Below are 16,125 nucleotides of genomic sequence, written 5' to 3' on the forward strand. Positions count from 1 at the left end.
CCCGACGGCATACCCCTAAGCTGTGCGGGTGTTCCGAGTGATGTTCCACGAACCCCGTATCCCACCCAACACCGGCAACGCCATCCGCCTGGTGGCAGGCACGGGATGTGAGCTGCATCTGGTGGGGCCGCTGGGGTTCGACCTCTCGGAACCGAAACTCAAGCGCGCGGGGCTCGATTACCACGACCTGGCGTCTGTGACCGTCCACGAAAATCTGGACGCCGCGTGGGCGGCAGTCGAACCGGCGCGAGTGTTCGCCTTCACAGCCCATGCCACCGTGTCGTACGCCGATATCTCCTACGAACCGGGCGACGTACTGCTCTTCGGCCCCGAACCCACCGGGCTGTCGCAGGATGTGCTGTCCGACCCGCACGTGACGGAACGCCTGCGCATCCCGATGTTGCCCGGCCGGCGGTCGTTGAATCTGTCGAATGCCGCTGCCCTGGTGACGTACGAGGCGTGGCGGCAGCACGGATTCAGAGGGGCTGCGCTGTAAGTCCCGCTCCCGCGGTGGCCCCGACCGCGATGTCGAGGAAGTCCCGTGCGGCACCGCGCACTCCCCGCACCGGATCCCAGACGGCCGACAACCGCCGCGGGAGGGTCAACCCCTCTACCTGCACCGAGGCCAGCCGCCCGTCGGTGAGGTCGGCTGCTACCGCGAGGGAAGACAGCACTGCCGGCGCGTTTCCGGCGATCACCGCGGCCTTCACCGCGGTGCACGAGGTGAGCTCCAATAGAGGTGGGACACAGTGCGGTACCGCATTCTCGAGCGTGGTGCGCGTTCCCGAACCCGACTCCCGTTGGATCATCGGCGTGGTTGCCAACTCCGACACGGGGATCGGCGAGCGTCGAACCCAGTGATGGTCCGGCGGGACGACCACGACGAGATGATCCCGGCCGATCTCCCGGGACTGCAGCCCCGGCGGAATGTCGGGTCCCTCGACGAAACCGAGGTCGGCCTCACCGGACAACACGCGCGCCGTCACCTCGGACGAGTTGAGCAGGCGCACCGATGTGACCACGTTGGGGTATTTGCGCCGCATCGCGACCGTCCAGCCCGGAACGAGGTACTCGGCGATGGTCATGCTGGCCGCCACCGTGAGCCCGGCCTGCCTCTCACCCCGCAGTGCCGCGACTCCGGACGCGAGCTCCTCCGCTGTCGCCAGGATGTGACTGGCCCATTCGAGAATGAGAGCACCTTCGGCCGTGGGCCGCACTCCGCTGGCGCCGCGGCTGAACACCTTGATGCCGAACAGACGCTCCGCCGTGCGGACCCGCGCGCTGACCGCCTGCTGACTGAGTCCGTGTTCGCGGCCCGCCGCACCCATGCTCCCGAGACGCTCGACCGACAGCAGTACATCGAGGGCATTGAGTTCGGGGACTCGGGGAGAGAGCGGCACATCCCAAGGCTAGTCCCACAAACGCAATTTGTGGGTACGCAACCGCAAGCCTTCTACCGGCGGCGACAGGTACTCGGCAGGCTGTGGGCATGACACCGAATTGGTTCGCAGCCGTGATGGGAACCGGCATCGTCGCGGTCGTGGCCGCCTCGCTGCCGACCGAGGTTCCCGGCGTACGCGGCGTGTCCGAGGTGTTCTGGCTGCTCGCCGCCGCGCTACTTCTCACATTGGCCACCGCTCTCGGGCGCCACTGGTTCCGGTGTCGCGACGAGGCCCTGGCCGACGTCCGCAGCCACACCATGTTCCCCTTCTACGGTGCCGTGTCGATGGCCCTGTCGACGGTCGGCGCGGCCACCGGCTCGGCCGGTCACCACCGTCTCGGCGAACTGTCGGTGACCGTGGCGGCGGCGCTGTGGTCGATCGGGACGGTCGTCGGCGTCGTCACCTACGCAGTGATGGCCGGCCGACTGCTGCAGCCGTACCGGGTGACGCCCACGCCGTCGTGGTTGCTGCCGGTGGTTCCCCCGATGGTGTCCGCCTCGGGCGGCGCCGCACTGGTCCGGCACCTCCCGGAAGGCGCGCCGCAGATCACGTTGCTGGTGTTCTGCTACGCACTGTTCGCGCTGGCTCTCACCGCGGCAGTGGCGGTCACCGTCGTCGTCGGCCGGCAATTGCTGCGCGACGGCCTTCCGGGCACCGCCCTCGTCCCGACCTTGTGGATACCGCTGGGAGTGATCGGGCAGTCGGTCGCGGCGATCAACCTACTCGGCGCCGCGTCCGGGCACGCCTGGCTCCACACGGTCGGCGTCGTCTACGGAACTACCGTGGGCGCGGGCGGTGTTCTCGCGCTCGCAACCGTGATCACGGTGACGGCGCGGGCATTTCACCGAGGACTCGACTTCACGCCCGCCTGGTGGAGTTTCACGTTTCCCGTCGGTACCTGCGCTCTGGGCGCGAACGCACTGGGCAGCGCGATGCACTCGACGGTGATCGTGGGCGCGGCAACGACGCTGTGGTGTGCGTTGCTTCTGATCTGGAGCGTCGTGGTGTTCCGCACGCTGCGCTACCTGCATCGACTGCTGGTCGAGCGTGCGCTAACCGGTTTCGACGGGTCGTCCCGACTGCAGCCAGGCCGAGGTGCCGCCGGCGACCGACACGGCGTTGATTCCTCGACCGTTCAGGTATTCAGCGGCCTGCAGGCTGCGCCCACCGACCGCACAGATCACGTACACGACGTCGGCGTCGGGTATCTCCCCGACTCGGGAGACGAACTCGCTCAACGGGATGAGGGTCACGCCCGGCACCCTCACCTGCGCGTACTCGTCGGCTTCACGCACGTCGATGACGGGGGCGCCTGACGCCAACGCCTCGTCCAACGCCGACAGGTCGACTTCGATCATTCGGTGTTCGCCTCTTCTTTCTGCGGCGCCGTACCGGTCGTGGGCCGGCGCGGCGTGTTGTACATCCGGCGCAGACGGTACGCGCCGTAGACGACCAGTGCGATGACGGCCACGAAACCGAACCAGGGAATCAGCGCCCCGACGACCACCGCGCCGCCCTTGATCGCCGACAGCAGAGCGTGCCACCCGGCGACGAGACCCTCCCAGAAGTTGTCGGGGCCCGAGCTCGGTCTTTCCGTGTCAGTGGTGGTGACGTCGATCGTGAGGGTGGCGAGTGCGATCTGATCGCTGAGCAACCGCTTCTGCGCGGTAAGGCTGTCCAGTTCGCCCTGCCGCTCCGACAGTGCCCTCTCCGCTTCGATCAGATCGGCGGTGTTCGCGGCCGACGCGATGAGCCCCTGGAGCCGGGTGACCGACGCTGTCAACGCACCGATCCGGGCATCGAGATCCTGCGACTGCATCGTCACATCGCTCTTGGTGACGCTGACGCTGGTGACCTTGCCGAGTTCTCGCAGATCGTCCAGCGTGCGGGTGAGGTCGTCGGCGGGCACGCGGATGGTGAGGGAACTGCTGGCATCCTGATCTTCCGAGCCGGGCTGCTCGGTGAGCTGATCGACACGACCACCCACCGCATCGACCTTGTCGACGATCTGCCTGCCCACCGCAACCGGGTCGTCGGCAGTGATCGACACCTGGCCGGTGATGATTTCCTGCCGTTCGGTGGGTGCCTGATCCTTCGCGGGCGCCTGCAGCGCACCCCCCGCTTCCAGCGACCTGCTGTCACCGGGCACCGGCGCGGGCGCGGGCGCGGGCTGGGAAGAGTCGCTGTCGGATCCGCCACACCCCGCCAGCACCAGCGACATGAGGACGATGGCCGACAGAACGTATCTCTTCATGCCCGAATGTTAGCGGTGTGCCGAAGGCCCGGTTGACGATCGACGACGACATGTGCCCGCACGCGATCACCGAGCGCGCTCAGCGGAAGTCCCGGGACTTGGCCTTCATCCGCAAGTCCATCAACTGCAGGCGATCCGCCACCACCGTGACGGCCCCCTCCGCATTTTGGACCTTGCCCCGCACCAGGAGCGCAGGTGCAGTGTTCGCGAGCTTGCGGTACTTCGCCCACAGGCCCACCGAACACACCACATTGACCATCCCGGTCTCGTCCTCGAGGTTGATGAACGTGACACCGGCCGCAGTCGCCGGGCGTTGCCTGTGTGTCACGGCACCGCCCACCAGGACCCGATCGCCGTCGGGAATCTGCAGCAACCGGGCTGCCGGAATCACCCCGAGCGCATCGAGTTGCGGGCGAAGGAACTGGGTGGGATAGGTGTCCGGGGACACTCCGGTAGCCCACACATCCGCTGCCGCCAGTTCGAGATCGCTCATTCCCGGCAGGGTCGGCGCCCGAGTGGACGCCCCCATTCCGGGAAGCCGGTCACGCCGCTCCCCTGCCGCGGCGCCCGCGGCCCACAACGCCTCCCGCCGGGTGATACCGAAACTGTCGAGGGCCCCTGCAGTGGCGAGCGACTCGGCCTGGGCCGTGTTCAGTTCCACCCGGCCCGTGAGATCGAGGAAGGAGGTGAACGGACCCCCGTCGTTCCGGACTTCGACCATGCGCTCGGCCAGTGCGGTACCGATGTGCCGCACCTCCCCGAGACCGAGCCGCACCTCCAGGCCCCCGGCCTCGACGGTGGCGTGCGCGAGACTGGCGTTGATGTCGGCACCGTGCACCCGCACCCCGTGCCGTCGGGCGTCGGCCACCAGCGACTGCGGCGAGTAGAACCCCATCGGCTGTGCCCGCAGCAGACCTGCGCAGAATGCGGCCGGATGATGCAGTTTGAACCACGACGAATAGAACACCAGCGCCGCAAAGCTCTGCGAGTGACTCTCGGGAAACCCGAAATTGGCGAAGGCGTACAGCTTCTCATAGATCCGGTCGGCCACGTCGCTACCGATTCCGTGAACGTCCCGCATGCCCTGATAGAGCCGGTCCTTCAGCTGCTCCATCTTCTCCGTCGAGCGTTTGGACCCCATGGCCCGGCGAAGCTGGTCGGCCTCGGCCGGAGTGAACCCCGCGACATCGACCGCTACCTGCATCAGCTGCTCCTGAAACAACGGCACCCCCAGGGTGCGTTCGAGCGCCTTCTCCAGCGACGGGTGGTCGTAGGTGACCGGTTCGAGCTTGTTGCGACGGCGGATGTAGGGATGCACCGAACCACCCTGAATGGGTCCGGGCCGGATGAGAGCCACCTCCACCACCAGGTCATAGAAATTCCGCGGCTTCAGCCTCGGGAGGGTGGCCATCTGCGCCCGCGACTCCACCTGGAACACCCCGACCGAGTCGGCCCGCTGCAACATGTCGTAGACGGCCTCCTCGGACAAGTCCAGTTGCGCCAGATCCACTTCGATCCCTTTGTGCTCGGCCACCAGATCGATCATGTAGTGCAGGGCCGAGAGCATGCCGAGTCCCAGCATGTCGAACTTCACCAGGCCCACCGCCGCGCAGTCGTCCTTGTCCCATTGCAGGACGCTGCGGTTCTCCATGCGCGCCCACTCCACCGGGCACACGTCGGCGATGGGCCGATCGCAGATCACCATGCCGCCGGAGTGGATGCCGAGATGCCGTGGATATCCCTCGATCTGGGCTGCCAGTTCGAGCACGGCAGGGGGTATGTCGGTGCCCTTCCCCTTTCCGACGCCTCCCCAGCGATCGACCTGTTTGCTCCACGCATCCTGTTGGCCCTGCGAGAAGCCCAGGGCCCGTGCCATGTCCCGCACCGAGGACTTCCCCCGGTACGTGATGACGTTGGCCACCTGCGCCGCGTACTGCCGCCCGTACTTCGCGTAGACGTGCTGGATGGCCTCTTCGCGGCGGTCCGATTCGATGTCGACATCGATGTCCGGCGGGCCGTCGCGTTCGGGTGAGAGAAAACGTTCGAACAACAATTTGTTGCGCACAGGATCGACGTTGGTGATGCCGATGGCGTAGCAGACCGCCGAGTTGGCCGCCGAACCCCGTCCCTGGCAGAGGATGTCGTTGTTCTTGCAGAACGACACGATGTCGTGGACCACCAGGAAGTAGCCAGGGAAGTTCAACGTCGTGATGGTATCGAGCTCGTGCTCGATCTGCCGGTACGCCTGCGGGTGGTCCTCCGGTGCACCGTAACGGCGGCGCGCCCCTTCCATCGTGAGCTGACGCAACCAACTGGCCTCGGTGTGGCCGTCGGGCACGTCGAAGGGTGGTAGCTGCGGTGCGATGAGCCGGAGGTCGAAGGCGCATTCCAGCCCGAGTTTCGCCGCACCGCTGACCGCTTCCGGGTACGCGGCGAAGAGGTGGGCCATCTCCTCGCCGGAACGCAGGTGGGATCCGCCCGTCGGAGGTAGCTGCCCGGCCGCGTCGTCGAGGCTGCGGCGACCCCGGACCGCGGCCATCGCCATCGCCAGCCGCCGGCGCGGGGGGGCTGCGAAATGTGCTGCAGTGGTAGCTATTACACCCAGTTCGTGCTGTTGCGCGAGTTCGGCGAGGCAGTCGTTGCGTTCACCGTCCTCCGGAATGCCGTGGTGTGTGAGTTCCACCGTGACCCGCTCGGCCCCGAACCGGTCGATCAGCTCGCGCAACCGGCGGGCCGCCGCGTCCGGACCGCCGTGAGCCAAGGCCTGACGCACCTGCCCCTTGCGGCAACCGGTCAGGATCTGCCAATGACCTCCCGCCGCATCGGCGAGCCGGTCCATGTCGTAGAGAACTTTGCCTTTCTCTCCTCCTGCCAGGTGCGCTGCCGCGATTTCCCGGGACAGTCGGCGATATCCCTCCTGTCCTCGTGCAAGGACCAGCAGATGGGCGTCGCCCACGGTGAGCTCGGAACCGAACACCGTGCGCATGTTCAATTCCTTCGCCGCCTCCGCGAACCGGACCACACCGTAGAACCCGTCGTGATCGGTGAGCGCGATGGCCTCGAGACCCAGCCTGACCGCCTCTTCCACCAATTCCTCCGGCGGGGAGGCACCGTCGAGGAAGCTGAACGCCGAATGCGCGTGCAGTTCGGCGTAGGGGACGGTGGAGCCGGCACGTATCTGCTCGCCTGCCCGATACTCTCCCCGCTTGCGTGACCACGCCGGACTGTCGCTGCCGTCGCCCGGATACAGCGACTGCGGGTCGACGCGTCCGGGTCGGCCCGACAGGACCCGCTCCATCTCCGACCACGACGGCGGACCGTTGCCCCAACCCACTACTACACACCTCTTCATGCCGAGCACGTGCCGTGCCGAAACCATGGAAGATGCCACCGGGGAAGACGCATCATTCGAACGCAAGTTCGAACACTCTCAGTCTGCCATCACACTCGCAGGCAGGTCAACGCGGGCCACCGGACTCACGTCACGAGCGCGGCCAGACCACCCAGACGGTCCTCGGCCGGCCTCCGCGGGCAGCTCACACACTTGGCCGAACCGGGCGTCTCGTAGATCAGGCAACACGACGCCCGCTGCGTGAACCGGCGGGTCAACGTACCGGCGTGCACGTCGACGAACCGCGGTCGGGGCAGAACCACCCCGTCGGCACGCATGGCGTCGACGAGCTGCCGGGCGAACATGCTCCCTCTCATACGATCACCGATCCCGTCGCCGGCGTCGAGCGCGCGGTTGGCGATCGAATCGGTGGTGATCGCCCACAACACTGCCCGCCGCACTCCGGACGCCTCGGCCAGTGCGTCGACGAGAACGGTCAACGTCCCCGCGAGTTCCGACGCCAGATCCGCCACCGGCAGCACCGACGATGCCGTCAGACCGCCGAGGTATCCATCGGCGGTCAGGAACGCCCGAGCACCCTCCAATCGAGGGCAGGCAGCGACACCGGTGACGAGGGCCGTCGCGATCGGGATCCCGGTCAGGGTGGAACTGGCCGAATACCACCACAGGGTGCCGTTGACCCGGGGATTCCCACTGCCCCACCGGCGCGCGGTGTCCGCGAGACGGTGGGCCATCCACTCGGCGTCTGCCATGTCTGCTGCCGGAAACGAGCGGCCGTCGGGAAGCGCCGTCCAGGTGGCCAGCAGCGGAACCCGACGGGCGGTCAGCGCGTACGTCTGCGCCAGGTGCTCATCCATCGGCCAACCCCAGAATGTCCATCGACCGCCTCGGCCCCGACCGCACAACGGCGCGGATTCCGAACACCTCGCCCAGCACCGTGTCGTCGAGGACATCGGGTGGTGGGCCGGCGGTGATCACCCGTCCATGCTGCATCACCGCCAGCGTGTCGCAGTACTGCACCGCCAACCTGAGATCGTGCATGGTCACCACGAGTGCGAGTCCGCCGGCGGCGAGATCGCGCAGCAATTCCATCAGGATGAGCTGATGACGAAGGTCGAGGTGATTCGTGGGTTCGTCGAGGAGCAGGACGCGCGGTTGCTGCGTGAGCGCCCGCGCGATCGCCACCCGTTGACGCTCACCTCCCGAGAGCGCCTGTACGTCGCGCCCCGCGAGTTCCGCCAACCCCACCTGCTGCAGGGACCTCTCGACGATCTCGCGGTCGGCGGCGCTGTCGCGCTCGAACCAACCCTGGTGGGGAATCCGGCCCAGCGACACCGACTCGCGCACCGTCACCCCCGTCGACGACTGCGGCTCCTGCGGAACCGCCCCGACCGTGCGGGCGAGTTGTCGCCGGGCCAGGTCGGCAACGTTCACCCCGCCGACGACGACGGCGCCCGCGGTGGCGGACACCGCGCGGTAGCAGCAGCGCAGCGCCGTCGTCTTGCCGGACCCGTTGGGCCCTACCAGGCCGAGCAGCTCGCCGGGCCGGACAGCGAAGTCGACCCCGTGCAGCACGTCGCGTGAGCCGAGTTGGGCCCGGAGTCCTTGCACGCCCAGCCCGGTCATCGTTCGGCCCGCCGGTAGCGGCGCTGCAGCATCCACACGAACAGCGGGGCGCCGACGAGCGCAGTGACGACACCGACCGGCACCTCGAGGCTCGACGTGATCGACCGCGCCGCGGTGTCGGCTCCCACCATGGCGATCGCACCGAGCAGCGCGGCGACCGGTAACAACCTGGCGGCGCGGATACCGACGACGTAACCGGCCAGGTGTGGTACGAGGAGGCCGATGAAGCCGATACCCCCGGCGACCGAGACTGCAGCGCCGGCCAGTAGTGACACTCCCAGCAGTTGGACGATCCGGAAGCGGGGCACGTTCATGCCGAGCGCGGCCGCTCCGTCGTCCCCGGTCTGCAGCACGTCGATCCGGCGGGCACTCCACAGCATGGCAGTGCCGACCGTCGCGAGCGCCGATACGGGAAAGATCATCGTCGACCAGCGCGCGTCACCGAATCCGCCTGCGAGCCAATGCATCACCGAACCGAGTTGCCGTTCGTCGGCGAGCACGAGGAGCGAGAAGGTGATCAGTGCCGAGAAGACCTGTGCCAGCGCGACACCGACGAGGATGATCGCAGTGGGTTGCGGATACCGTCCGCCGATTGCCAGCGACAGGAACAACGGCACCATCGCGCCGACGAACGCCGCCACGGGAACGGTGAAGACCCCGAGCATTCCGGCGCCGAACCCGAGCACCGTCACGATCACGACACCGAAACCGGCACCCGAGGACACGCCGAGCAGGTATGGGTCGGCCAGCGGGTTGCGGGTCACGAGTTGCGCCACCGCACCGGACAGTGCCAGCGCGGCGCCCACCGTCGCCGCGGTCAATGCCCGCGGCAGACGAGAACCGACGACGATGGATTCCCGTGCCTGCGACCACCAGACCTCGAACGCACCGGGCAGCATCCGGTTCACCGCGATCGCCCAGACGTCACCCACCGGTATGCGCACCGAACCGAACGACACGGCGAGCCCGACCACGAACAGCGTGGTCAGCACCAGAAGTACGATCAGCCCGGCAAATCCGAGAGGGGAACGAGCTGAGGGCGCGGATGGGCGCACCTCGGTCCGTTCGGTGAGCGCCGTCATCGCGCGGAGAAGGCGCCGGGATGGACGGCGCGCGCGATGGTCTCGACCGACCGCACGAGGCGGGGGCTCTCGAAGAAGTCGTCGAGCGGTACGACGACGAAGCGGCCTGCCTTCACGGCAGGCGTCGCCGACATGATCGGGTGTGCGGTCAGGAAGTCGATCTTGTGTTGTGCACTCGTCGCGCCGTAGTCGAGGACGACGATCACCTCGGGACTGCGTTCTCCGACAACCTCCCAGGTGGCCGTCGAAAACGGTTTCTGCCCCTCGGAGAAGATGTTCGCGGCACCCGCATGGTCCGCGATGAGCTGACCGATTCCGACACCGCCGACAGTCAGCGGGACGTCCTCGCCGGAATCGTAGAAGAACACCGGGACGGCGGTACTGCCCGCAAGTGTCGCGCGCACGGACTGCAATCCGGACGTCACTCGGTCGCTGATCGCACGCGCCCTGTCCGGAACTGCGAGGACTTCGCCCAGCTGTGTGAAGTCGTCCCGCAGCAGAGCGATGTCGGGGAAGCCCTGCCCGCAGTACTCGGAGAACAGGAACGTGGGAATGCCCTGGTCGGCGAGGAACTCTCGCGAACGCCCCTCCTTCTCGTCGAATGCGCTCCGCATTCCCCCCACGACCAGGTCTGGCTCGAGGTCGAGTAACTGCTCTCGCGTCGGATACTCCTTCGACCGATGCGGGATCTTCGCGAATTCCTCGGCGAATGGGGGTAGCGGGGTGGCGTCACCGTACCCGGTGCCGACGATACGGTCGCCGACACCCATCTCGATCAGAACCTCGGTGACATGATCGTTCATGCTGACGATGCGCTGGGGTGGTGCATCGAAGCTCTGCGCGAGCGAACAATTGGTGATCGTCACCGCGGCGGTGAACGGCTCGACGGAAGTAGTGCCCGGGCCAGGTTCCCCACGCGAGCAGGCGGCAGCGAGCAGCACTGCCACGGCGGCGGTGAGCAATCCGGACCTTCGGAACAACAGACGGTGCATGTAAACCTCATTGCGGCTCAGAGCCACGAATGAAAGTCGTGCAGGTCACTCCACGACCGGAGTCGCGGTGCGCCTGCGGGACTCCGCTTCGTAGACCACGACGAATGGATGTCGCACACCACACACCGGGTAATCGGGCTCGCCACCGGAAAATACTCCGATGGCCCACCGTTGCGGGTCAGCGCCGGATTCGGACCGGCTTCCCCCATGTGTGTGGCTGCACGTGCACATCCGAGTATGCATCATGGCGCGGGAGCCGGATCACACCACCGCCGCTCACCGCAGCACGCGCACTACAGTCGGCAGTCGCACAATGCCGACGACGACCCGGAGATGACGCATGACACGTTGGGCCTCGACCGTTGTTTCCCGGCGATGGTGGATTCTGGTGCTTTCCGTGGCCGCCGTACTGGTGAGCGGCGTCTGGGGTACGGGGGTGTTCGCGACATTGGGCTCGGGCGGCTACACCGACCCCGGCAGCGAGTCCGCTGAAGTGGCGAGGATCGTCGAGGCCAACCTGGGTCCGCAGACCGCGGACATCATCGTCGTCTACACCGCGCCCGAAGGGAGAACGCTCGACGACATCGGTCCCGAGGTGACCGCCGATCTCGAACGGTTCGCCGCCGAGGTCCCCACGCACAAGATCACCTCATACTGGACCGCGGACACCACGACGAAGCAGCGGATGGTGTCGGAGGACGGCACCAAGGCGTCGGCCGCGGTCACCGTCGACCCCGAAGCCGGAATCACGGTGGCCGCCTTCAACGGCCTGCTACCCAAGCTCGAAGTCGAGGGCATCGACACCGAGTTCGCGGGCAACTCGGTGGTGGGTGTGGCTTTCAACAACCGGCTCCAGCAGGATCTGGTGCTGGCGGAGGCGATTGCGCTTCCCATCACACTGGTCCTGCTGGTCTTCCTCTTCGGCGGCGTGGTCGCCGCGGCCGTACCCGTCTTCGTCGGACTGCTCTCCATCTTCAGCGCGCTGGCAACCCTTCGGGTGCTCACCCTGTTCACCGACGTCAACTCCTTCGCGATCAATGTCGCCTCTCTGCTCGGTCTCGGGTTGGCAATCGACTACGGGCTCTTCGTCGTCGGACGTTTCCGTGAAGAACTGGAGTCGGGCGCCGACACTGCCGAGGCCACCCGGCGCACCGTGCTCACGGCCGGCCGCACCGTTCTGTTCTCCGGACTGCTGCTGGTGTGCGCCTTCTCGGGCATGCTCGTGTTTCCCCAGGACGTCATCGCATCGCTGGGATTCGGTGCCATGGCCGCGGTCGCGAGTGCGGCGCTGCTGTCCCTGACCGCCGTCCCCGCTCTCCTCGCGATCCTCGGCCCACGCATCAACGCAGGGAGCTGGCGCAAGGACGCAGCCCCGCGCAGCGAGGCGAGGGCCCGCATGTTCTGGGGGTCCGTCGTCACGTGGGTGATGCGCAGGCCGGCCGCGATCGCAGTCGGAATCGTCGCCGGACTTCTCGTCCTGGCAGCTCCCCTCCTCAGCGCCTCCCTCGGAGAGGTCACCTACACCGCGCTGCCCGCGGACGACCCTGCGCGCATCGCCACCGACACACTCACCCAGGAGTTCCCGACGACGGGCAACGGAGCCACCCTTGTTCTGCGGGGCACAGACGGCAGCGGACCGACTGCCGCGGACGGTGCCGCCGTCGCCGAAAAGGCCGGACAGGTCGAGGGCATCGGTGCGGCCACTGTCGTGGCGTCGAACGGTGAACTGGTCGCCGTCCAGGCGGTATACGCGGAGGGCGTCGACAGCGACGACCAGAGTGGTGCGGTCGCGGCCCTGCGAGACATCGCAGTACCGGAAGGGACCGAACTCCTCGTCGGCGGTGGACAGGCCACCGTCGACGACAGCAACGCGGCGATCGTCCGCTGGTTGCCCGCGATGGTGGCGATCATGGTGCTGTCGACGCTGGTGCTGCTGTTCCTGGCATTCGGCTCGGTGGTCCTGCCGCTCAAGGCGGTGGCCATGGCGGGACTGAGCCTGGCCGCCACCTTCGGTGTCCTGACCTGGATCTTCCAGCTCGGCCACGGCGCGAGCCTGCTCGGGGTCAGTCCGGCACCGCTCGAGGCGACGTTCGTCGTCCTGATCCTCGCGGTCGTGTTCGGATTGTCCACCGACTACGAGGTGTTCCTGATGTCACGGATGGTGGAGGCGCACGCGGCGGGGGCGACCACGGAGGAAGCGGTGCGCTTCGGAACGGAGCGCACGGGGCGGATCGTGACCGCGGCCGCTCTGCTGCTCGTCGTGGTCACCGGAGCATTTACCGTGTCCGGCCTGTCGATCATGCGGTTCCTCGGGGTGGGCATGATCGTGGCGCTGCTCGTGGACGCCACCGTGGTGCGCATGTTGCTCGTGCCGTCGCTGGTGAAGCTGATGGGTCCGGCCAACTGGTGGGCTCCGGCGTGGATGACGAAGGTCCATTCCAAGGTCGGAATCCGTCACTAGTGCATCATCTTACTTCGGAGTAAGTTCGGGGAATGGCCACCTACCTCGTCACGGGCGGAACCGGATTTCTGGGTCGACACGTCCTGCCTCTGATCCTCGACCGCGATGACACAGCAGAGATACTCGTCCTCGTCCGCCCCTCCTCGCTGACCAAACTCGATGCCCTCACCGAAAGCATGCCCGGCGGCGATCGTGTGCATCCGCTGATCGGCGACCTGACCGAGCCCGGCCTCGGCCTCGCCGCGGTGCCGGCGGCCCAGCACGTTCTGCACCTCGGCGCGATCTACGACCTCACCGTCGGCGACGAGCAGGCGTCGACCAATGTCGACGGCACGCGCGCGGTGGCCGCCCTCGCGACAGAGCTGGGCGCAACCCTTCATCACGTGTCGTCGATTGCGGTCGCGGGCGATTACGCGGGCACCTTCGCCGAGTCGGATTTCGATCGGGGACAGAGTTTTCCGACGCCCTACCACCGCACCAAGTTCGAGGCGGAGAAGATCGTTCGCGACAGCGAGGGACTGCGCTGGCGGATCTACCGCCCGGCCGTGGTGGTCGGCAGTTCGGTCACCGGTGAGATGGACAAGATCGACGGGCCATACTACCTGTTCCCCGCCATCTCGACTCTCGCCAAGCTCCCGGCCGCACTCCCGGTGGCTGTCCCCGACATCGGATCGACCAACGTCGTTCCCGTGGACTATGTGGCGGCGGCCATCGTGGAGCTGATGTCGGCACCGGACCGCGACGGTCAGGTGTTCCACCTGGTCAATCCGCGCCCGCAGCCGGTCCGCGAGATCTACGCGGGGCTCGCCAAGGCCGCCGGTGCCCCGCGCCCGGCGGCGAGCCTGCCCGGCGGACTGGTCCGTCCCTTTCTGACACCCACCCCGGACTCGACTCTCGACACGGGCCGCAAGTTGGTCCTCGACGGGCTCGGCATCCCGCCCGTGCTCATGGCGAACATGACGCTGCCTACCGTCCTCGTCAACGAAGAGACGCGAAATGCTCTGCAGGGTACGGGAATCGAGGTTCCGCCCTTCGCCTCCTACACGAAGGCGCTGTGGACCTACTGGCAGAACCATCTCGATCCCCATCGGGCCCGCCGCTCCCACCCCGGCGGACCGCTCGTGGGACGGCACGTCGTCATCACCGGGGCCTCCTCCGGGATCGGTCGCAGCGCGGCGATCGCCGTGGCCCGCAAGGGCGCGAAAGTTCTTCTCCTCGCGAGACGTACCGAGGAACTCGAGGCCGTGGTCACAGAGATTCGCGCGGCGGGCGGTGCGGCGTTCGGATATCCGTGCGACATCACCGACGAGACGTCGGTCGAACGCACGGTCGCCGCGATCCTCACCGAGCACGGTCACGTGGACATGCTGGTCAACAATGCCGGCCGGTCGATCCGGCGGGGCCTCTACCGCTCGACCGAGCGGTTCCACGACTTCGAACGCACCATGGCCGTCAACTACTTCGGTGCCGTTCGACTCGTCCTCGCGTTCCTTCCGCAGATGCGTGAACGCCGGTTCGGGCACATCGTCAACATCAGCAGCGCCGGGGTCCAGGGGGCAACGCCGCGATTCGCCGCCTACGTCGCCAGCAAGGCGGCGCTCGACGGGTTCACCGATGTTGCCGCCGCTGAAACACTGTCGGACGGCATCACGTACACCACCATCCACATGCCACTCGTCGAGACGCCGATGATCGCACCGACCGGCAACTACAACGTCGGACCCATCACCTCACCGGAGAAGGCGGCGGCCATGGTGGTCCGGGCCCTGGTCGAGCGGCCGAAGCGCATCGATGTCCCCAGCGGCACTCTCGGGGAACTCGGCAGTATGTTCGCGCCTGCCGTCAAAGACCGGGTGATGCATCAGATGTATCGCATGTTCCCCGACTCGCCGGCGGCCAAGGGACAGAGCGTCACCGAGAGGACACCCGAACCTCCACGAGCCGGCGAGGTACGCGCGCACAGGTCGACACCGTGGGGACGCGCCGCCCGCAGGGTCGGAAGGCTTGTACCCGGCGCCCATTGGTGAGCGCACTCGGTCAGCACAGCGGGCGTACCCCGGTGGCGACGACGGGACGAACCGGTTTCGGGGCGGCTCCGCAACTGGGCGGCCTGGGCGCGAGTTCCCGCTCCTCCACATCGACGGACCACCGGCGTCCGTCGATGTGGGTGACCACCGACGCCCCGTCCACCGCCAGCTCGTTCGGGCCCGCGGTCACCAGTTCCCGGACCGCGAGTTCGGCAACCTGGCCCCGCTCGTCCCAGCAGCTTCGTCCCCGTAGTCCCTGCGCGTACACCTCGTCCCGGGCGGCGGCGCGCACCGCCTCGACGCTCTGTTCCGCAGAGAGCCGGCCGTACGTATATCCGGTGGGCAGCAGAATCATCGAAGGCGCGAACCGGTGTCCTCCCGTGTGCGAGCATTCCCACACGGTGTCGCCGAACTCTGTGGACAGCCGGGCGGCGATGGGACGTCCCAGGACGGCACAGCACTGATCCCGTTTACCGTGCGCGCACACCAGCACGACCGGCTCCGCGACCGGCTCCCCCCACCGCGGAGCCGGACCGGCGACCACACCGAGGTCGAGGTCGAGGAGGTCGGCCGGACTGCCGATGTCCAGGCGTTCGCACCAGGCCGACGCGGGATGAGAGTGTGCAAGGAGAACTGTGCGCATCGCCGGATCGGTCGTGCTTCGTCCTGGCCGGCGGATGAACATGAACCGTACTCCGGCCGCCTTCGCACGGGCGTCGAGTTCCCCGGCGAGTTCGCTGCCCAGCGCGGTGCCGTCCACCACGTCCCGGCCCCACGCACCCGGGTGTTCGAGACACACCCAGCCCGTGACGTGCGCCGCCGTTCCCGGCAGGGGTTCGTCGGCGGCGGACAGCGCGGAGCAGGTGGTAGAGGTGATCGTGTCGTTCAC

Annotated in this window: 12 protein-coding genes, 1 pseudogene and 1 riboswitch; of the genes and pseudogenes, 4 read left to right on the forward strand and 9 right to left on the reverse strand. The window is 67.5% G+C overall.

The genetic code is table 11. The features are described 5' to 3' along the window. Nucleotides 1-28: 28 nt before the first annotated feature. Nucleotides 29-496, forward strand: coding sequence for a tRNA (cytidine(34)-2'-O)-methyltransferase (locus tag R4P95_RS24940; protein WP_213577217.1), 468 nt, complete (start codon nt 29-31; stop codon nt 494-496). On the opposite strand, the gene R4P95_RS24945 is transcribed toward R4P95_RS24940, so the two are convergent. Continuing rightward, nucleotides 477-1,400, reverse strand: a complete 924-nt coding sequence (locus R4P95_RS24945; RefSeq protein ID WP_250769087.1) for a LysR family transcriptional regulator — start codon at nt 1,398-1,400, stop codon at nt 477-479. The two genes, R4P95_RS24940 and R4P95_RS24945, sit on opposite strands and share 20 nt — an antisense overlap. 89 nt (nt 1,401-1,489) lie before the next feature. Here R4P95_RS24945 and R4P95_RS24950 point away from each other — a divergent pair. Then, nucleotides 1,490-2,449, forward strand: a pseudogene (locus tag R4P95_RS24950) (TDT family transporter); the annotation flags it as partial. Between the two features lie 45 nt (nt 2,450-2,494). Here the strand turns inward: R4P95_RS24950 and R4P95_RS24955 are convergent. The 7 genes from R4P95_RS24955 to R4P95_RS24985 form a co-directional block, all read right to left on the reverse strand. Beyond that, nucleotides 2,495-2,800 (reverse strand): rhodanese-like domain-containing protein, encoded by a 306-nt coding sequence (locus R4P95_RS24955; protein WP_159925735.1) that lies wholly within the window; start codon nt 2,798-2,800, stop codon nt 2,495-2,497. Beyond that, nucleotides 2,797-3,696, reverse strand: a complete 900-nt coding sequence (locus R4P95_RS24960) for a DUF4349 domain-containing protein (protein ID WP_317746896.1) — start codon at nt 3,694-3,696, stop codon at nt 2,797-2,799. The genes R4P95_RS24955 and R4P95_RS24960 overlap by 4 nt, the downstream gene beginning before the upstream one ends. Nucleotides 3,697-3,775: 79 nt before the next feature. After that, nucleotides 3,776-7,030 (reverse strand): error-prone DNA polymerase, encoded by a 3,255-nt coding sequence (locus tag R4P95_RS24965; protein WP_317746897.1) that lies wholly within the window; start codon nt 7,028-7,030, stop codon nt 3,776-3,778. Nucleotides 7,031-7,173: 143 nt separating this feature from the next. Continuing rightward, nucleotides 7,174-7,905: a (2Fe-2S)-binding protein gene (locus R4P95_RS24970; protein ID WP_317746898.1), complete on the reverse strand. Its 732-nt coding sequence runs from the start codon at nt 7,903-7,905 to the stop codon at nt 7,174-7,176. Beyond that, the gene (locus tag R4P95_RS24975) at nt 7,898-8,674 is read right to left on the reverse strand and encodes an ABC transporter ATP-binding protein (RefSeq protein WP_317746954.1); all 777 of its coding nucleotides are present in this window, start codon (nt 8,672-8,674) and stop codon (nt 7,898-7,900) included. Before R4P95_RS24975 ends, R4P95_RS24970 begins: the two co-directional genes overlap by 8 nt. Then, nucleotides 8,671-9,756: a FecCD family ABC transporter permease gene (locus tag R4P95_RS24980; RefSeq protein WP_213577213.1), complete on the reverse strand. Its 1,086-nt coding sequence runs from the start codon at nt 9,754-9,756 to the stop codon at nt 8,671-8,673. Before R4P95_RS24980 ends, R4P95_RS24975 begins: the two co-directional genes overlap by 4 nt. After that, entirely contained in the window at nt 9,753-10,748 is a 996-nt protein-coding gene (locus tag R4P95_RS24985; RefSeq protein WP_317746899.1) for an ABC transporter substrate-binding protein, read from the reverse strand. Before R4P95_RS24985 ends, R4P95_RS24980 begins: the two co-directional genes overlap by 4 nt. A 106-nt stretch (nt 10,749-10,854) precedes the next feature. Further along, nucleotides 10,855-10,999, reverse strand: a riboswitch (cobalamin riboswitch). 89 nt (nt 11,000-11,088) lie between these two features. Between R4P95_RS24985 and R4P95_RS24990 the strand changes: the two genes are divergently transcribed. Beyond that, on the forward strand, nt 11,089-13,209 hold the full coding sequence (locus tag R4P95_RS24990; RefSeq protein ID WP_317746900.1) for an MMPL family transporter: 2,121 nt from the start codon (nt 11,089-11,091) through the stop codon (nt 13,207-13,209). A gap of 32 nt (nt 13,210-13,241) precedes the next feature. Next, nucleotides 13,242-15,236: an SDR family oxidoreductase gene (locus R4P95_RS24995; protein WP_317746901.1), complete on the forward strand. Its 1,995-nt coding sequence runs from the start codon at nt 13,242-13,244 to the stop codon at nt 15,234-15,236. A 10-nt stretch (nt 15,237-15,246) separates the two neighbouring features. Here the strand turns inward: R4P95_RS24995 and R4P95_RS25000 are convergent, their stop codons facing one another. Beyond that, nucleotides 15,247-16,125, reverse strand: coding sequence for a sucrase ferredoxin (locus tag R4P95_RS25000; protein ID WP_317746902.1), 879 nt, complete (start codon nt 16,123-16,125; stop codon nt 15,247-15,249).

The organism is Rhodococcus sp. IEGM 27 (assembly GCF_033142305.1).
Lineage (GTDB): Bacteria > Actinomycetota > Actinomycetes > Mycobacteriales > Mycobacteriaceae > Rhodococcus_F > Rhodococcus_F oxybenzonivorans.